Below are 17,340 nucleotides of genomic sequence, written 5' to 3'. Positions count from 1 at the left end.
GCAAGCCCGGATGGGTTCCGGGGATGGCGGATTGTAGTGAGTCGCAAAGGTTTGGTCACGCGTGGGCGGGGGCAGCGGTTAGTGATCGGGCCATGCCCATTTGGAAAGTGAGGGCGTCTTCGGGCCTCAGGGATTCAAACCAGTTGCTTCTCCATGACAACGGTGCGCTCCGTGCCATGAAATTCATCGCGAACTTTCGAAAATCCAAGAGAGGCATAAAATCCCTCGGCCGTGATCGAAGAGGGTACGCGCAGCACCTCATGCCCGTGATTGGCAGCCACGCATTCCAGATGCACCATCAGTCGCTTTCCAATCCCGGTCCGCTGGTGGTGCGGATCGACGAAGACACTTCGGACGATATTCTGGTCAAGACTCGCCGTGGCAACGATATCGTCATTGATCATTGCTACATACACATCTCGCTCTGCGATCAGCCGCACGACCTGGGGCAGGGAAAAGCTTTGCGCTACCTGGCTGATCACCTCTGGCGAATAGTCTCGCGCATTGGATTTACGCAACGCCGCAACGATAATTTCGCTGATCCTTCTTGCGTCGGCACTCGTCGCGTTACGAACAAGATCGGGCATCTCGATTTCCTGGTTGAGGGGCGAAAGAGCACGCGCCAGTTTTCGCGGTGTGCCGGTCATGACCGGGTGAACGATTGCGCTGGTGTGCTCAGGCAACTGTGCATCGCGTCAACCCTGCCAAGCCCATGCTTGACAGGCTTCGGCGCGTCCCATGTAATGGCCGCCGCTCAAGGACGATGCAAGGATTTGCCATGAACCATACACCCCCCTCCGGCCGAGGCGATTTTATTCGAGCCCTTGTGTTCGTACCGTTAGGCCTTTTCTTGCTCTACATCACCTTCTGCCTGGTCAGCGACCGTCTGGATTTTCTCGCCCAGGCTCAGCGAGCCCAAGGGCATGTCAGCGCCCTCAATGCGGACGGCAGCCACCCTCAAATTGACTTCACCGATGCCACAGGACACGCGGTCAGCTACGCTGAAAGCGGCTTGATTTTCGGCTATTCCGTGGGTGATGCGGTGACCGTCTTTTATCGCACCGAAGCCTCGGAAAAAACTGCGATCATCGGAGATCGTGGCGCGTTATGGGGCGCCAGTCTTCTAGCCAGCGTGTTCGCAGTCGTCTTCACGGCGGGCGGCGGCTATCACCTGGTCGCATGGATCCGCCGCCGCCGCGTGGCGCGGCCCTGATAAGGACATTCAGATGCAAATCCCGTTACCTGTCAGCGTCAGTGACTGGCGCTACAAGACCGCCAGCGGTGGTGGACTGACGCTGGTGTTCGCCGCCGCCGCTGGCGGCGCGTTGACCCTGATTGACCCCAAGGGAAACGACCAGCAGTTTCGCTACGGCTCGGTCGGGGCCGGCCTGGGTATCGGCGCACGTCTGCCGCGATTCGGCAAAGTCAACTTGAGTGTGCGAGGCAAGAGCGTTGGCGCCGCAGGCGCAAGTGAAGACTTCCCGGCGTTCGGCCAAGTGTTGGTGGCCGACTCGATCGCTGAACGTGGCCTTGTGCGAGAAGACTTCACAGGCGCCTGCGTTTTCATCGAAGGAGGGGTGGGACTGGTCGGCGGGGCCAGCGGGTCGGCCATGCTGTTTGGGCTGGACCCCAAACTGCTGGCCATGGCGGCTGCCACATTGAGCCCGCTGGGCAGTTTATTTTTGCCTCACGACAGCGCCTCGCGTCTGCTGCGCTCAGCCAAAGGCGTCATCGTCTCAGCCGGTCTCAACGTGGGACTTCAAGCCGGTGCCGGGGCGACGATTTCACTGGGTGGGCTGTACTGATCGTCGGCCTGCTGCCTCCCTTGAGTTGCGAAAGCGACTGACACACTCAAAACAGATGGAATTGCCGGTAAGCGCACGCGGTCTATCCACAGCAAGTGAATGTGCAAACGGGCCGCAGCGTCTTGCGACGTAGATGATTTCAGGTCACGGCTGATCATCCGGCCTGCTCGCCAAATCTGCATCGTTTAGAAGGGGAAGTATATGGACCTGCTTTTTCTCGGTACCAGCGCTGGAGTACCCACCCGCGTGCGTAACGTCAGCGGCACGGCGGTGGTCGAGTCCGAAGGCAAAAACTGGTGTCTGGTGGATTGCGGTGAGGCGACGCAACATCGGTTGCTGCGCACATCCCTGTCACTTCATACCCTGCGCGGCATCATGATCACGCACGTCCATGGCGACCACTGCTTCGGTTTGCCGGGCCTGCTGACCACTGCCAGCATGTCGGGGCGCACCGAGGCACTCGACGTGATCCTGCCGCAAGCGCTGCATGACTGGGTGCTCCACGGGCTGAGCGTTACCGGATCGCACCTTGGCTTTGAACTGCGCCTGCACGCAGCCGAGACCTTCGAGGGCTGTCAGGTGGGCAACTTTCACGTCAGCGCGGTCGCGCTTTCCCACCGCGTGCCGTGCCACGGCTATGTGTTCGATGAAATCAATCACGGCGCGCGTCTGGACGTGCAACGCCTGGAGCAGGAAGCCATCCCTCGCGGCGAGCTCTGGGGCGAACTCGCTCGCGGCCGCGACGTTGAACACGATGGGCGTTTGCTGCTCGCCACCGATTATGCGCAGCCTACCCAGCCGTCACGTCGGGTGATCGTATGCGGTGACAACGACACCCCCGAACTGCTGGAGGATGTGGCGCGCAATGCTGACGTGCTGGTTCATGAGGCAACGTTCACCGAAGCGCTGGCCAAGGGGCGTGAAAATTATGGTCACAGCACCGCCGCTTCCGTTGCGCGTTTTGCCGAAGACGTCGGTGTGAAGAATCTGGTGCTGACGCATTTCAGCGCGCGGTATCAGGATAATCCTGAACGCAGCCCTTCCATCGCGGACATCCACGCCGAGGCGCAAGAGAGCTTCAATGGCGAGCTCATTCTGGCCAGAGACCTCAGGCGTTATCACTTGGCACGTGACGGTCGGCTGACCTGGTTGCCCGATTCCGTGAAAACCATGAGCAACGAAGTTTAACGACGTCGGGCCATCCGCTGGCGCCGCGACACGTAAACGCCGCAGCACTTAAACCACGGGCGCCGTTGGCACATCTCCGTCACCACACGATGGGCTTGTTGTCCCAGGCCCAGAAGGTGCCGCTGTCGGCCGGCCCGTGTGCCGCGACCAGCTCAATGATGCGATCGGCCGAAAACCCTGGCTCGAACAGCTGACCATCAGGGACGTTCCCCTGAAACGGCTGAGAAAGCGCTGTGTTGGTGGTGCCCGGGTGTATCGCCAATACAGTCGAGGCAGGGTTGAGGCGTTTCAATTCGATACTGGCGGTGTGCAGCAATTGGTTGAGCGCCGCCTTGCTCGCCCTGTAGCTGTACCAGCCACCCAGGCGGTTGTCGCCAATGGATCCCACCCTCGCAGACAGCGCCGCGAAGGTCGAGGGCTGTTTGCGCAGTAACGGGAGTAAATGCTTAAGCAGCAGGATCGGTGCAAATGCGTTGGTCGTGAAGCTTGCCTGCAGGCTCGCCAGCGTTACCTGTGCCAACCCCTTTTCTGGTTTTGCTCCGTCCTGATGAAGAATGCCCAGCGCACTGATGACCAGGTGCAAATGCACAGACCCGGCTCGGACCTCACTCACCAGTGTCTCGAGAGCCTGCTCGTCGCGCGCATCGCAGTCGACTCGTTTGAGGCGGTCGCCATAGGTCTCTGCAAGTCCCGCCAGCTCTGTAGAGGTGCTGGCTTTCCGCGCCAGCGCCCACACCTGGGCCACGTCTTCGCGCGCAAGCATCGCCGCGCACAACGCCAAGCCGATACCGCGACTCGCGCCGGCGATCAGGACGTGAGCTTTGCTGTCTAGTCCGGGTATCAAACTCATAAGGCACCTTGAGGAGCATGGTCGAAGTGCCCTGTTGGACGTCGGGGCAGGGCTTTGCGTTCAGACAGGCGATGCCTGCCGGCAAGGTTTCGTCGAAAGGGAAGGGTGCCGGTCGACGGTTTTGCACACTCTGGTCCGATAGTCATCGCGCCGGATCGTCCTGATATGATCCAGTCTGCCCGGCAAGTTGCTAAGGTAATGCTGCCCGCACAGTGCAAGCCGAGCGCAGAGTTCGGGACTCTTCAATGACCAAGACTTCATTCCCAGAGGCGCGGACAATGTCGTGCCGCTTCGAGTTGGCTCCGATCCTGCCCCGAGTCTGGACGCCCCACGGAAAATGAAACTGACGATCGTCCGCCAATCGCCCGGCATGAAGGATCGTGGCTGCTGGCCTTACCGGCAGGGAAGTATCGAGTCCCGAAACTGCCGCGCCTCCGTGGGTCTCAAACACCGAGACTAGTCGTGCAACGGGCACGGTAATCAAGGTGGGTTTTATCCTCATGCATGGAGGTGAGCAATGAAGACGTACCGACCCCTGAAGTGCGAGCTCTATGACTACCTGGAGATTGCGTGTTTATACCGCTACACCCTGGCCATCGAACTGATTGACGGCCAGCGCGTCACAGCCCGGGCGATCACCACGCGAACCTCGCCCACAAAGGAGGAGTTCCTCGAGGTCGAGACCGCCGACGGTCACCGGGAGATCCGGTTGGATCAATTGCTGGCGATTACCCCGCAGGAGAGCAACGCCCGGTTCGGTCGGGTCGTGCTATTGAGCAATGGGCCCACGACGCCTCAGGCGTGAAGCACCTGCGTGCGGGCGGATGACCTTTATGACCCGAAAAGCGCAGATGTGACAGGCAACCTTCCCCCTTGAGCAGTACGGCTGATGGCCGCGGGTGCACCGCGCTTACGCAAGGCGTTTGGGCGTTGCCGGATCAGCTCAGGTCTCCCTTCTCGGCGCGGGCAACCAGCTCATCCACGACACGCCTTACCTTCGGCTGCAGATGCCGCGTCTGCGGCCAGACAGCGTGGATGGCCACGTCTCCCTGGCTGTAGTTCTCCAGCACAGGCACAAGCCTCCCGGCATTGAGATGGTCCCGGATCAACGAGCCAGGCATCTGGCAGATTCCCTGTCCGGCCGCGGCCATGGCAATGATTGCATCCCCGTCGCCTACCTCATGAGTACCCGGTGGAGTGATCCGGGTTAATACACCGGTTTCATCCAGAACCGTCCAACTTACTCTCTGGCCCCGTCGATAGTTGACGATACAGCGGTGCTGTTGAAGCTCTTCCAGGGACTTCGGGTGACCGTATTTTTCGATGTATGAAGGCGCGGCGCAGATGATCTGCTTCTGTACAGCCAGACGCCTGGCGACCAGGCCGCTTGAGTCCTTGAGCGTCCCGAATCGAATACTGAGATCAATCCCTTCTTCAATAAGGTCGACCACACTGTCGGAGAACGTCACCGTCAACTTGAGCTCGGGGTACGCCGCGAGGATGTCCAGGAGCACTGGAAGAACGACGCTACGTCCATACGCTGCTGGCAGGTCGATACGAAGACGACCGCCGGGCGTTTTCTGATTGCTCGTGAGAAATGCTTCAGCAGCGAGAATTTCATCCACGGCCAGCGAGCAGCTTGCAAAGTAAGCCTCGCCGTCCACGGTGAGTGCCAGGCGTCGAGTAGATCGATGAAAAACCTTGCAGCCCAACCTGTCTTCCAGTTTGGCGATGCTCTTTCCCACTGCGGATTTAGTGATGCCTAGCCGGTCGGCGGCCAGGGTAAAGCTGCCAGCTCTTGCTGCCGTGACAAAAATCACAACTCCGCTCAAGGCCTGTTCTACAGAGGGCATTGTCTACTCCTGCTCTACTCAGTAACGACTTTTGCCGTCTTTATCGCGTTAGCACTCTACCTTAGCCTGAACATTCATTTGAACAGCGAGAGAGGACGGAAAAGCAATGACGACTCAAAACATAGAACTGCTCGCGGCCTACTGGACGATTGCCGGTGACGTTTACCCGATGGGCCCCAGTGAAGTGAGCCCGTTTTCCTTCAACGACCGAATGGAGGCGGCGGGCAGGGCAGGCTTCACGGGTATCGGACTGGTACATAACGGCATGATCGCCACGGTGGATCAGATCGGCTATCCCGCCATGAAGTCCATCCTTGAGCAGAACGGCATCAAGCACATTGAGCTGGAATTCCTGGTGGACTGGTATCACACCGGAGAGCGTCGACGCCAGTCAGACAAGGTCCGTCGAGAACTGCTTGAAGCAGCCAGGGCGTTAGGCGTTCGCTCAATCAAAATTGGCCCCGGCATAGGGGAAGACTCGGCAGACATTGAACTCATGGTCAAAGAGTTCACCGTGCTCTGCCAGCAAGCGGCCGACGTTGGCGCCAACATAGTCCTTGAAATCATGCCGTTCAGTAACGTGCGCACAGTCGAAACGGCCTTGGCTATTGTCGAAGGCGCCGATCAACCAAACGGCGGTCTTCTGCTTGATATCTGGCATCTGCAGCGCGGGGGCATCGACTTCAGCGAAATCGCCCGAATCCCGGCTCGGTTCATAAAGTCGGTGGAGCTGAATGATGCGCACAGATACCCGATCGAACCGCTATGGATGGACACCATTCATAAGCGTGTTTTACCGGGCGACGGCATCTTCGACATCCCAGCTTTTATCCATGCGATTCAAGCCAAAGGTTATGAGGGGCCGTGGGGGTTGGAAGTGATTTCGGACACCCACCGCAAGCTCCCCCTGGAAGTCATGGCCAATCGTGCTTTCGAAAGCACCATGCGCCAGTTCAATGAATGAAAGGCCTGACTCTCAGGACCTCGCCTCAGATTGGATGCGGAGATTGTCGCCCCGCCAATGCGGAGCCCGATTAATCTCGGGCTGACCCCGGACCTGGACCTTTTGAGCACCGTTTCATCTTTATAACCACCTTGGAGCACCTCATGAGCTATTTCAAAACGCTTTGCGTTGTCACCTTACTTTCGGCAGGGCTGTCCGGGTGCTTCGATACTTCGAATAATGATCAAGGCACTACACAGAATCCCGATAATGGTTCTTCTGTCCGGATGAAGCAGCACTGATCGCTCGCGTGTCAGAGGTCGTGTTGGGGCTTCTATATCGGGTGCCGATCAGTTTGAGAAGGGCGCGGTGGGGAGAGCGCTGTCGGCCGAAAGCTGGCTGTTGCGCTAGCTGCTAGCGGCCAAAAGCGGATGAGCCACGTCCGAACTGGTAAGGTGTGGCATCAAATGCACGGACTGACGGGCGAATGGATAAGCTTCATCAACTGCAGAGCGCCTTGTGCGCCGATCCCGCGCGGTTACGCGTGCTCCGGTTGGTCAGGGATCTATGCCTCCCGGATTGCTGGGTGGGTGCAGGCTTAGTCCGCAGCGCGATATGGGATATGCAGCACGGTCGCCCTTTTTCGCCACTGCCATCTGACATAGACGTCATCTGGTTTGATGAAACACTCCTGGATCCTGCCGTCGACAATCTCATAGAGGCCAATCTGTGCCGATTGGCCCCTTCATTGAATTGGTCCGTAAAAAACCAGGCTCGAATGCATGTACGCAATGACGACCCGCCTTATTGTTGCGCTACAAGCGCTATGGAGGCATGGCCTGAAACGGCAACAGCCGTCGCAGTCAGGCTTGGTAAAGACGAAGTCATTGAAGTGGCTGCACCCTTCGGGCTTGACGATCTTTTTAACCTCGTCGTCAGACCAACTTCAAGATTCGAGGTGGAGAAAAAGGCGCTGTACCTCGATCGTATCCGATCAAAAAATTGGGCCGCTGTTTGGCCTTCCTTGCACATCATCGATGCGTGATGCGTGATGCGTGATGCGTGATGTGAGATCAGATATCTAGAATATGGCCGCCTTGGTTCGGTAGCGGCCTGCTTTGATTGTCTGCTTTCGGCCGATTCTGTTGAAAACGTCGGTTCCTCTAAACCGCCTACATACTGACCGCCGAAAATTCCTTTTTTAGGCGCCGCTACGCGAAGTGTGGGTCCGGAATCCTCTGCTAAATGGAGAGATTTCAATCTCAAACGCGTACTTTTCTACGGTGGAAAACATGGCGGACTTTTTCAACAGAATCGCCAACAGCTGCCTTTCAGGAAGGGCAGCTAACGATCTAAAACCGCACAGCCAGCTGTTACTCTGAAAATAAATCCGTCCCCTTTCCTACAGCGATGGCGCCATTATTACCGTCACGTTGGACATTTCTTTATCAAACTGCCGCTCTAGACTGGCGTCATCCGTTGGCCAATCGGAAAGAACACTCAATGGAAGACGTCACGGGGGTAAAAGGGGCGGTCACTCATCTATGGATGCTCCAACCCAAAACCTGCGTTGAGCAAACCCGGCTAGGCATGCTCGCGTCGCTGTAGTCACTCTATTGCCGATCGTACTTCCAGGAGCTTGCCCCATTGTCCGACACGCCGATCAACGTCGCTTACACAAAGCGCTTCAACGCCGTACTCGCCTACATTGATGAGAATCTCGAAGGTGATCTGTCGGTGAAGACGTTGAGTCATGTGGCGAACTTTTCGACGTTTCACTTCCATCGCCAATTCACCGCGTTCGTCGGCGTGCCTGTTTCACGTTATGTGCAACTGATGCGGCTACGACACGCCGCCCATCGCTTGGCCGCCGTTGCGGATCACTCGGTACTGGAGGCGGCACTCAGTGCCGGTTTCGACAGTCCCGAGGCATTTTCCAGGGCGTTCAAGCGGGCGGTCGGTATGACGCCGAGTGCGTTCAGGAAGGCGCCGAACTGGCAGGTCTGGCATGCGGTGTTCGCCACACCTCATTTTTCCAGGACTATCATCATGCAAGTACGCATCGTGGAATTCCCAGAAGTCCGGGTCGCAGCGCTTGAACATTGCGGCTCGCCCAGGCTCGTCAATGAGAGCGTGAGCAGGTTCATCGAGTGGCGCATGCAGAGCGGTCAGTCGCCGGTGGCATCGAGTCGCAGCTTTGGCATTCCCTACGGCAATCCCGACACCACGCCAGCAGAAGCATTCCGCTTCGCCATTTGCGGCGAGATTCACGAGGCGGTGAAACCGAATGCGTTCGGCGTGCACGAACAGGTCATTGCTGGCGGTCGCTGCGTCGTAGTGCGGCACGTGGGGTCGCCGGACCACATTGGCGAATCGATCTATCCGATCTACCGCGATTGGCTGCCTGCCAGTGGCGAAGAACTGCGTGATCAGCCACTGTTCTTCCATTACGTGAGCGTGTATCCGCAAACACCGCAGGATCAATGGCAAACGGACGTGTATGTTCCGTTGCAGTAACGGGGCGAGCTGCTTTTGATCTTGGCTGACGTTGGCGAGTGTCCGCTCAGGGGGAATAGCTTTTTGTGACAGGCCGCAATCGACCCAAAGCAGCCGCTCGGACTTTAGGCTCATGCTACCTACTGGCTGCGAATAACGGCATTTACGTTAAATGCCTACTTCGTCCGACTAGATTTAGCTGTCTCGTAGCCAAGACCAAGCGGGATTGGAGAGGGTAGAGGTTCCAGTTACGCATCGGGTTTAGTAATTTTTGAGACCTTCCCACCGGTTGTTTTCAACCCAGTGGGTCGGGAAGTACTCATACCTAAGTAATACGCCGACAGCGCAGTTATCACGCTGGCCAGAAACGATAGTGCTGATTTTCCTGCTCGAGCAAAGCCTACCTCACCTTGAAAGATCCTACGAGCTTAGACAATCCGGAGAACTGCAATTGCAATTGCTCACAGGCCGCAAGGGTGGCATTGAGACTGAGAACAGATTGCTCGTTGAGCGTGTTTATCTCGACGATGTCAACGTTTAGCAATTCGATTACCGATGTTTGCTCCTCAGTAGCAGCGGCCACTGATTGGTTCACCCCATCAATCAGCGTAATTCCTTGGGTAACAGCGTCAAAACGTTCACCAGCCTGAGTGGCGATGGAAATACTCTGCGCGCTGTAATGCTGACTTTCATTCATGGTAGTTACGGACGAGCGTGAATCTGCTTGGAGCTCTTCGATCATTTGTTGGATTTCTTCTGCCGAGGATTGCGTTCTATGCGCAAGGCTACGGACCTCATCGGCAACCACGGCAAACCCTCGTCCAGCCTCCCCGGCGCGCGCAGCCTCAATAGCGGCGTTCAATGCAAGTAGGTTCGTCTGCTGGGATATGCTTTTGATCACCTCAAGAATCCTGCCAATATCTACAGTTCTTCCATTCAAAACCTCGAGTCGGCTCGAAGATGTGATTATTTTTTCAGAAAGATCGTTGATCGCCGAGAGGGTCTTGGATAAAACACCTTGGCCGTCCATTGCTTGTGACTTAGCAGCCGATGCCTGCACAGACGCGGAGGATGCATTCCTCGCAATTTCTTGAGCGGTCGCGCCCAACTCATTCAGTGATGTAGCGATGCTGTTGCTACGCTGGTTCTGTTCGTCGCAGCTTTGCAGTGAGGAAGTGGAGCTATTATGGACCTGCTCGACCATCCGGTTGAGAAGCTCTGTAGTAGACGCAAGTTCGAGCATCGATTGGTGGATACGCGCCACGAATGTGTTGAAGGACTGCGCTACTGATCCAAACTCGTCGTTGCTTTGAGCTGACAGCCTCAGGGTCAGATCGCCTTCTCCCTTAGCTACCGCTTGCATGGCGTTGCCAAGCGTTCGCAGGGGGGTCATCAGGATGTGCATCAAGCCACCCAACAGGGCAATGATGAGAACAACAGTGATAATCGTTGCTAGGATTGCCGAGTTCCGCAATTCATCGAGCGCCGCGTAGGCTTTGTCGTGATCGATAGAGATCCCGACATACCACTGCGCGCCTGGGAGACCTTTGATCGGCGTGAAGCCAATAATCTGCTCATGGCCATCCAGCGTGCTTGTATTGAACGATTGATCCAATCGGGGTGCGCTGTCGCCATATATTTCAGACAGCGTCTTCATCACATGCTGCTGGTTGGGGCTGACCAGCACCTTGCCCTGCGCATTTACGATGAATGCATATCCAAGCCCGTTCAGGCTCAGCCCATCGATCATCTTCGTCAAGGCATCCAGGCTTAGGTCGCCACTGGCAACACCAATCAGGCGATTGCTGCTGTTTAAGGGTGAATTGATTGAAAGAACCAGTTGTTGGGTAGCCTGGCTGATGTACGGCTCGCTAAGGTTCAGCGTCTGGCTAGAAGCAGTGTCCTTGTACCACGGCCGCGTGCGTGGGTCGTAATTTTCGGGCAGCGATGTCGTCGGTTCCATGACAACGTTTCCGTCCGCCAAGCCGATGAAGTTCTGCAAAAATTCACCCGTTAGTGCTTTTTGCGAAATTAACGCTTTAATATTTTCAGGGCGCGGGTCCAAGCCTATGTTCTGGCTCAAGTTCTGTATCATCAATACACGCCCATCGAACCAGCTCTGCACATGGTTAGCGGTGCTTTGGCCTGTATTGCTAAGGCGTGCTTGTATCGTATTAAGGATGTAGCGCTCCTGATGCTTCACGGTGTAAGTCGAAAAAGAAGCGAACGCAAGGGTGACGACCGATACGGCGGCCAGCAATATTTTATGGCTGAATTTCATCGCTAATGCTCATCTGCGAGGAGGGACAGGCGGCTTCGCCGACATGGTGATGCGAGTGTAGTTGCGCTTGAGAAAAGCGCTTTAAACTTCAAATAAATTGCGTACGTGCCTAGCAATCGCCAAGCAGGATGTTAGTCCTGGTGACTCGATGCCAAATAGGTTGATCAATCCCGGAATACCATGGGCGCACTGGCTGCTAATCATGAAGTCCTTTGCCGGCTCGCCAGGGGCTGAGATTTTTGGCCGAATCCCGCTGTAGCCTGGTTGCAGGCTGTCATCCGGCAAATCAGGCCAGTAGCTGCGAATGGCCGAGTAGAAGCCGTCCGCGCGCGCGGGGTCGACCTGATAGTCCTCACTTTCTACCCATTCGGTGTCTGGGCCAAAACGGGCCTGTCCCCCCAAGTCGACCGTCATATGCACTCCGAGACCATCAGCACTTGGTGCAGGGTATATGAGATGCGTGAAGGGCACTCGCTTGGCTACGCTGAAATAACTGCCCTTGCACAGATAAGGTCGGGGTATCTTTTCCGGCGCTAATCCTTCGATAGACCTCGCCAGAGCGGGGGCATGAAGCCCAGCTGCATTGATCAGCTTGCTGCAAGTTAGCTGCATTGGAGACTCCCCCCCAATGTCCAGCAAGAAACCTTCCGCTGTAACCTTGGCACCAAGCAGGGGAGTGTGAAACGCGACACTGGTACCTGCCGCTTCGGCATCACCCTGCAATGCCAGCATCAGCGCATGAGAATCGACGATGCCGGTAGAGGGGGAATACAACGCAGCAATACAGGCGAGCGCAGGCTCCAGAGCCATGGCTTCATCACGGTTAAGCATGCGTAGGTCATCTACACCATTCTCGAGCCCACGCTGCAGTAGTTGATTGAGCTGATGAACTTGCGCGTCAGTGTTTGCGACAATCAACTTTCCGGTTTTTCGCGTGCTGACTCCGTGACTCTCGCAGTAAGCGTATAGGGCGTGTCGGCCCTCTACGCAAAGTCTCGCTTTCAGGCTTCCTGGCGGGTAATAAATTCCGGCATGGATGACCTCCGAATTACGCGAGCTCGTGCCAATACCGATCGCCTCGCCAGCTTCTATTACCAGCACTTCATGGCCGGCCTGGGCCATTTCGCGTGCCACTGCAAGGCCAACCACGCCCGCGCCCACTACCAAGCAATCGATATCGACATTCACTTCACGACTCCTTCAAAGTCTTAAATGCCACCCAGACACATATATTTGATTTCCAGGTAGTCATCGATACCGTATTTGGAGCCTTCACGACCCAAGCCAGAAGCTTTCATGCCTCCAAAGGGTGCGGTTTCGGTGGAAATAATGCCGGTGTTGATGCCGATGATTCCGTACTCAAGCTCTTCGGCGACTCTGAAAACTCGCGACAAGTCTCGCGCAAAGAAATACGCCGCTAAGCCGAACTCGGTGTCATTGGCTTGCGCGATGACGTCTGCTTCGCTTGTGAAGCGAAACAGGGGCGCCAGCGGACCAAAGGTTTCTTCACGTGCGACCAAAGCTGTCTTGGGCACATCCACCATGATGGTCGGCTCGAAGAAGTTGCCCCCCAGTGCATGGGGTTTACCGCCTTCAATCACGCGTGCTCCTTTTTTGACCGCGTCAGCAATGTGCTCCTGCACCTTTAACACCGCTTTTTCGTCGATCAATGGGCCCGTGGTGGTGCCTTCGTCCAGACCATTACCTAAGCGAAGTTTGCGGACGGCTGCCTGCAGTTTTTCGGCAAACGCGTCGTACACACTGTCGTGGATGTACAACCGATTGGCACACACGCATGTTTGCCCTGCGTTGCGGTATTTCGATGCCAAGGCCCCTTCAACTGCGGCATCGAGATCGGCATCCTCAAACACAATGAACGGCGAGTTCCCGCCGAGCTCAAGCGACACCTTTTTGATGTCCTGAGCGCATTCCGCCATCAATTGACGCCCGATTTCGGTGGAGCCGGTAAACGAGAGTTTGCGGACGATGGGGTTGCCGGTGAGTTCGGCTCCGATCTGTGCGGCAGAGCCGGTAATAACACTCAGGACCCCCTCCGGAATACCAGCGCGAGCGGCAAGCTCCGCCAAGGCCAGTGCAGAAAAGGGCGTCTGGCTAGCTGGCTTGATCACCATGGTGCAACCAGCAGCCAAAGCTGGGCCGGCCTTACGGGTGATCATCGCGCATGGAAAGTTCCAAGGCGTAATTGCTGCAGTCACGCCAATAGGTTGTTTGGTCACTAGCAAACGCTTGTCAGGCTGATGACCTGGAATGATGTCGCCGTAAATGCGTTTTCCTTCTTCGGCAAACCATTCGATGAAGGACGCAGCATAGGCAATCTCACCCTTGGCTTCGGCCAGGGGCTTGCCCTGCTCCAAGGTCATCAAGCAGGCCAGATCGTCCTGGTTGGACATAATCAGGTCGAACCAGCGGCGCAGAATGGTGGCGCGGTCTTTTGCAGTTCGTGCCCTCCAGGCGGGCAGAGCCTGTTCTGCAGCTTCAATGGCTCGGCTGGTTTCCGTAGCTCCCATTTTAGGTACGTAACCGAGTGCTTCACCCGTTGCTGGGTTGTTAACGGTAAGACGTTGTCCGTTATCGGCGTCACTCCAGACTCCGGCTATGTAGGCTTGCTGGCGGAACAGGCTGCTATCACGCAATTTCATAGAGACTCCAGGTAAACGTTCCACGAAGAAAGGGCAATCGATCAGACGTGCTGACCGCCATTGACCTGGATCTCTGCGCCATTGATGTAAGAGGCGCCCGAAGTGCACAGGAAATGGATCAGGGATGCGACTTCCTCAGGCTTGCCGAGCCGACGCATAGGAATATCTCGCTCAACAATGTCCTGGGTACCGGGAGAGAGAATCGAGGTATCAATTTCACCTGGCGCGATAGCGTTCACGCGAATGCCATAACGACCGTAGTCATAGGCCATCTCGCGGGTCAGAGCAGAGAGCGCAGCTTTAGACGATGCGTAAGCAACGCCGGCGAACGGGTGAACCCTTGAGCCAGCAATGGAGGTCACATTGATGATGGTGCCTTGAGCAGCCTTCAACTCTTCAAACAGGCCTCTGGCGAGCAGCGCGGTGGAAAACAGGTTGACGTTAAATACTTGGAGCCACGTCGCGTAGTCAGTTTCCAATACACCAAGTCGACCTCCCTCAGGTCCCTTGGGGCTCATGCCTGCGTTGTCCACCAGCGCATGCAGCTTGCCATCACCCAGCTTCGTTTTGATCAGCTCTAGGCTGGCCTCAATGCTGCCGATGTCTTCGAGATCAAGATGTATGTGATTCTCCTGGCCATCTGCCCAAGGACACTCACTTCCCCAGCTCTGACGTGAAGCGGTAAAGACACGCCATCCCGCGGCATTGAAGTATTTGACTGTTGCATGCCCGATGCCTCTGCTTGCGCCTGTCAGCAGAAGGGTCTTTATCTCACTCATGAGAAGTCCTCGTTTGAAGTGATTTGATGTTTGATGCATCATGTTTAAAAGCCGGCGTGCTGTCAAATTTTATCTTGCCCCCTCCCAGTGCGCTCAGCACTCGATCCGCACCCGCCCGGTGCCTCAAGCCTCTGAAGCCCCTGTAAAGCCGCCAGCCAATGGGCTGTAAGGCCAGAGAAATCCTGGCACGCGATATGCTTGGAACATCAAATATAAAACATGATGCATCATAATCTCAGGTATGCTTAAAATGATCCCCTCCCAGCTGAAGCAACTTTTCTATAACAACAATAAGCAGGTGCAGCGATGAGCATTGCCCCCCCTTATGTACGCTTCCAAGGCGTGCAAAAAAGCTACGACGGTGAGCAATTGGTGGTCAAAAATCTTGACCTCGACATCAAGCGTGGTGAATTCCTGACATTGCTTGGGCCTTCAGGCTCAGGAAAAACGACCAGCCTGATGATGCTGGCAGGCTTCGAAACACCTACCCAAGGTGAAATCCTGCTCGCTGGGAAGCCGTTACACACTGTGGCGCCGCACGAACGCGGAATCGGCATGGTGTTCCAGAACTACGCACTGTTTCCCCATATGACCGTAGCGGGCAATCTCGCTTTTCCACTTCGGGTCAGGCGCATGAGCGCTGTTGATATCGAGCTTAAGGTCAAGCGGGCACTGGATATGGTCCAGCTGGCTCACCTTGCGCAACGGTATCCAGCACAGCTATCCGGAGGACAGCAGCAACGTATCGCGTTAGCACGCGCGCTGGTGTTTGAGCCAAGCCTTGTCCTGATGGATGAGCCGCTCGGAGCACTGGATAAGCAATTGCGCGAACAGATGCAGCTGGAAATCCGGCGCTTGCATCGTCAACTGGGGCTAACCGTTGTCTTTGTCACTCACGACCAAGCTGAAGCCCTGACACTTTCCGATCGTGTTGCAGTTTTCAACGATGGCGTGATCCAGCAAATCGACACGCCAAAAGCGCTCTATGAGCATCCTCGTAACTCCTTCGTGGCTCATTTCATCGGTGAAAACAATGCATTGCCGGGCACTGTTATCGCCGTTTCCAGCGCTGAATGTCGGGTACGCCTGAACAACGGTTGTGAAGTAGGTGCGCGTCCCGCTACGAATCTGCTTGCTGGCGACCCTACGTCGCTGTCGATACGACCAGAACGTATCGAGCTAGACAGGCCCTCTCCAAACAGCCTCCCTGGACGCATCGAAGAGCTTATTTACCTTGGCGATCACGTTCGGGTACGACTCAACGTTGCTGGCCATCAGGAGTTCACTGCCAAGGTCCCTATCGCTGACATGAAAGATAGCTGGATGACTGGTCAGACCGTTCCGGTTGGTTGGCTCAGCCATGACGCCAGTGCGCTTGATCCTTTGTTACTCCACTAAAAAGCAATACCAAACACTGCTCAGGAGCGTTTCCATGTTGAAGAAAATTGCGATTTTGGCGGTTGTGGTGGGTGTGGCAAGTCAGGCGCAGGCCCAGCAACTCACGGTTGTTTCGTTCGGGGGGCTAAACAAACAGGCTCAGGAGAAAGCGTTCTACCAGCCCTTCTCCAAGTCAAATGACGCCACCATCGAAGCAGGTGAGTACAACGGCGAAATGGCCAAGATCAAAGCTATGGTCGAGACGGGCCAAGTTGGCTGGGATGTGGTTGAAGTCGAAAGCCCGGATTTGGTGCGTGGCTGCAGTGAAGGGCTGTTTGAGCCTTTGGATTGGGCAAAGCTAGGCGATAAGAAACAGTTTATCGAATCAGCTGCCACTGAGTGCGGCGCCGGCATTTTTATATGGTCGACCGTCTTGGCGTACGACTCGAAGAAACTTTCCAGGGCTCCCACCGGATGGGCCGATTTTTGGGATGTGAAAACATATCCAGGCAAGCGTGGGCTACGCAAGAGTGCGAAATTCACTCTTGAAATTGCACTCCTTGCAGATGGTGTTCTTCCAGGCCAGCTGTATTCAGTGCTGTCCACCCCCGAGGGTGTCGATCGAGCCTTTAAAAAACTTGATCAAATCAAGTCGAGCATACAGTGGTGGGAGGCTGGTGCTCAGCCAATGCAATGGCTTGTTTCCGGGGATGTGGTCATGACCTCGTCGTACAACGGGCGGGTCACAGCAGCGCAGAATGAAGGACACCCATTCTCTATCGTCTGGAACGGTAGTTTGTACGATCTGGACAGCTGGGCGATCGTCAAGGGATCGAAGAACAAAGCATTGGCTGAGCAATTCATCGCCTTTGCAAACCGCCCCGAGAACCAGAAAGTGTTCGCCGAAACCATTCCATACGGCCCGACCAATACGCAGACCATCGCTCAAATCGACCCAAAAGTGCGAGCCGACTTGCCTACCGCTCCTGCCAACCTCAAAGGGGCGCGCGGCGTGGATACCGAGTTCTGGATAGAGCACGGTGAAGAGCTGGAGCAACGCTTCAACGCATGGGCGGCTAACTAAGCCGTCAACACCGGCTTCAGGCGC

At 56.1% G+C, this 17,340-nt stretch carries 16 protein-coding genes and 1 pseudogene; 9 read left to right on the top strand and 8 right to left on the bottom strand.

Annotated elements, in window-relative coordinates:
• Positions 1-134: 134 nt before the first annotated feature.
• The gene (locus tag LT42_RS12755; RefSeq protein WP_037013581.1) at positions 135-587 is read right to left on the bottom strand and encodes a GNAT family N-acetyltransferase; all 453 of its coding nucleotides are present in this window, start codon (positions 585-587) and stop codon (positions 135-137) included.
• Between the two features lie 191 nt (positions 588-778).
• Here LT42_RS12755 and LT42_RS12750 point away from each other — a divergent pair, with 191 nt between their 5' ends.
• The 3 genes from LT42_RS12750 (at position 779) to LT42_RS12740 (ending at position 2,993) form a co-directional block, all read left to right on the top strand.
• Positions 779-1,213, top strand: coding sequence for a DUF3592 domain-containing protein (locus LT42_RS12750; protein ID WP_037013579.1), 435 nt, complete (start codon positions 779-781; stop codon positions 1,211-1,213).
• 13 nt (positions 1,214-1,226) lie between these two features.
• Positions 1,227-1,805 (top strand): hypothetical protein, encoded by a 579-nt coding sequence (locus LT42_RS12745; protein WP_037013577.1) that lies wholly within the window; start codon positions 1,227-1,229, stop codon positions 1,803-1,805.
• A gap of 201 nt (positions 1,806-2,006) precedes the next feature.
• Positions 2,007-2,993 (top strand): ribonuclease Z, encoded by a 987-nt coding sequence (locus LT42_RS12740; protein WP_037013575.1) that lies wholly within the window; start codon positions 2,007-2,009, stop codon positions 2,991-2,993.
• A 79-nt stretch (positions 2,994-3,072) separates the two neighbouring features.
• On the opposite strand, the gene LT42_RS12735 is transcribed toward LT42_RS12740, so the two are convergent.
• On the bottom strand, positions 3,073-3,843 hold the full coding sequence (locus LT42_RS12735) for an SDR family NAD(P)-dependent oxidoreductase (protein ID WP_037013573.1): 771 nt from the start codon (positions 3,841-3,843) through the stop codon (positions 3,073-3,075).
• Between the two features lie 517 nt (positions 3,844-4,360).
• Between LT42_RS12735 and LT42_RS12730 the strand changes: the two genes are divergently transcribed.
• A complete protein-coding gene (locus LT42_RS12730) occupies positions 4,361-4,648 on the top strand; it encodes a Rho-binding antiterminator (RefSeq protein ID WP_037013571.1) in 288 nt (95 codons plus the stop codon).
• 133 nt (positions 4,649-4,781) lie between these two features.
• On the opposite strand, the gene LT42_RS12725 is transcribed toward LT42_RS12730, so the two are convergent.
• The gene (locus LT42_RS12725) at positions 4,782-5,696 is read right to left on the bottom strand and encodes a LysR family transcriptional regulator (RefSeq protein ID WP_037013565.1); all 915 of its coding nucleotides are present in this window, start codon (positions 5,694-5,696) and stop codon (positions 4,782-4,784) included.
• A 169-nt stretch (positions 5,697-5,865) separates the two neighbouring features.
• Here LT42_RS12725 and LT42_RS12720 point away from each other — a divergent pair, with 169 nt between their 5' ends.
• The 3 genes from LT42_RS12720 to LT42_RS12710 all read left to right on the top strand — a co-directional run bounded on the left by LT42_RS12720 (position 5,866) and on the right by LT42_RS12710 (position 9,156).
• Entirely contained in the window at positions 5,866-6,660 is a 795-nt protein-coding gene (locus LT42_RS12720; protein ID WP_276209536.1) for a sugar phosphate isomerase/epimerase family protein, read from the top strand.
• A gap of 466 nt (positions 6,661-7,126) precedes the next feature.
• Positions 7,127-7,684 (top strand): nucleotidyltransferase family protein, encoded by a 558-nt coding sequence (locus LT42_RS12715; protein WP_037013561.1) that lies wholly within the window; start codon positions 7,127-7,129, stop codon positions 7,682-7,684.
• Positions 7,685-8,286: 602 nt separating this feature from the next.
• Positions 8,287-9,156, top strand: a complete 870-nt coding sequence (locus LT42_RS12710) for an AraC family transcriptional regulator (protein WP_037013557.1) — start codon at positions 8,287-8,289, stop codon at positions 9,154-9,156.
• 379 nt (positions 9,157-9,535) lie between these two features.
• On the opposite strand, the gene LT42_RS26540 is transcribed toward LT42_RS12710, so the two are convergent.
• The 5 genes and pseudogenes from LT42_RS26540 to LT42_RS12690 form a co-directional block, all read right to left on the bottom strand.
• On the bottom strand, positions 9,536-10,339 hold the full coding sequence (locus LT42_RS26540; RefSeq protein ID WP_420806905.1) for a methyl-accepting chemotaxis protein: 804 nt from the start codon (positions 10,337-10,339) through the stop codon (positions 9,536-9,538).
• Positions 10,340-10,393: 54 nt separating this feature from the next.
• A pseudogene (locus tag LT42_RS26535) lies at positions 10,394-11,416 on the bottom strand (HAMP domain-containing protein); the annotation flags it as partial.
• A gap of 81 nt (positions 11,417-11,497) precedes the next feature.
• Positions 11,498-12,604 (bottom strand): NAD(P)/FAD-dependent oxidoreductase, encoded by a 1,107-nt coding sequence (locus tag LT42_RS12700; RefSeq protein WP_037013554.1) that lies wholly within the window; start codon positions 12,602-12,604, stop codon positions 11,498-11,500.
• A gap of 20 nt (positions 12,605-12,624) precedes the next feature.
• Complete coding sequence (gabD, locus tag LT42_RS12695; RefSeq protein ID WP_037013552.1) at positions 12,625-14,076, bottom strand: NADP-dependent succinate-semialdehyde dehydrogenase; 1,452 nt, start codon at positions 14,074-14,076, stop codon at positions 12,625-12,627.
• Between the two features lie 41 nt (positions 14,077-14,117).
• Complete coding sequence (locus LT42_RS12690) at positions 14,118-14,855, bottom strand: SDR family NAD(P)-dependent oxidoreductase (RefSeq protein WP_037013550.1); 738 nt, start codon at positions 14,853-14,855, stop codon at positions 14,118-14,120.
• A 306-nt stretch (positions 14,856-15,161) separates the two neighbouring features.
• Between LT42_RS12690 and LT42_RS12685 the strand changes: the two genes are divergently transcribed.
• Positions 15,162-16,253 carry an ABC transporter ATP-binding protein gene (locus tag LT42_RS12685; protein WP_037013549.1) on the top strand — a complete coding sequence of 364 codons (1,092 nt, stop codon included), beginning with the start codon at positions 15,162-15,164 and terminating at the stop codon, positions 16,251-16,253.
• Between the two features lie 34 nt (positions 16,254-16,287).
• Positions 16,288-17,316, top strand: coding sequence for an ABC transporter substrate-binding protein (locus LT42_RS12680; protein WP_052075274.1), 1,029 nt, complete (start codon positions 16,288-16,290; stop codon positions 17,314-17,316).
• Positions 17,317-17,340: the final 24 nt, after the last annotated feature.

Source organism: Pseudomonas lutea (assembly GCF_000759445.1).
Taxonomy (GTDB): Bacteria; Pseudomonadota; Gammaproteobacteria; order Pseudomonadales; family Pseudomonadaceae; genus Aquipseudomonas; species Aquipseudomonas lutea.
This window is presented reverse-complemented; position numbering and strand designations above follow the sequence as displayed.

Coding starts and splice junctions, on each gene's coding strand:
- LT42_RS12750 (WP_037013579.1), top strand. CDS start 779: ATGAACCATACACCCCCCTCCGGCCGAGGCGATTTTATTCGAGCCCTT.
- LT42_RS12680 (WP_052075274.1), top strand. CDS start 16,288: ATGTTGAAGAAAATTGCGATTTTGGCGGTTGTGGTGGGTGTGGCAAGT.
- LT42_RS12690 (WP_037013550.1), bottom strand. CDS start 14,855: ATGAGTGAGATAAAGACCCTTCTGCTGACAGGCGCAAGCAGAGGCATC.
- LT42_RS26540 (WP_420806905.1), bottom strand. CDS start 10,339: ATGGTCGAGCAGGTCCATAATAGCTCCACTTCCTCACTGCAAAGCTGC.
- LT42_RS12720 (WP_276209536.1), top strand. CDS start 5,866: ATGGGCCCCAGTGAAGTGAGCCCGTTTTCCTTCAACGACCGAATGGAG.
- LT42_RS12715 (WP_037013561.1), top strand. CDS start 7,127: ATGGATAAGCTTCATCAACTGCAGAGCGCCTTGTGCGCCGATCCCGCG.
- LT42_RS12755 (WP_037013581.1), bottom strand. CDS start 587: ATGCCCGATCTTGTTCGTAACGCGACGAGTGCCGACGCAAGAAGGATC.
- LT42_RS12735 (WP_037013573.1), bottom strand. CDS start 3,843: ATGAGTTTGATACCCGGACTAGACAGCAAAGCTCACGTCCTGATCGCC.
- LT42_RS12745 (WP_037013577.1), top strand. CDS start 1,227: ATGCAAATCCCGTTACCTGTCAGCGTCAGTGACTGGCGCTACAAGACC.
- gabD (WP_037013552.1), bottom strand. CDS start 14,076: ATGAAATTGCGTGATAGCAGCCTGTTCCGCCAGCAAGCCTACATAGCC.
- LT42_RS12730 (WP_037013571.1), top strand. CDS start 4,361: ATGAAGACGTACCGACCCCTGAAGTGCGAGCTCTATGACTACCTGGAG.
- LT42_RS12725 (WP_037013565.1), bottom strand. CDS start 5,696: ATGCCCTCTGTAGAACAGGCCTTGAGCGGAGTTGTGATTTTTGTCACG.
- LT42_RS12685 (WP_037013549.1), top strand. CDS start 15,162: ATGAGCATTGCCCCCCCTTATGTACGCTTCCAAGGCGTGCAAAAAAGC.
- LT42_RS12740 (WP_037013575.1), top strand. CDS start 2,007: ATGGACCTGCTTTTTCTCGGTACCAGCGCTGGAGTACCCACCCGCGTG.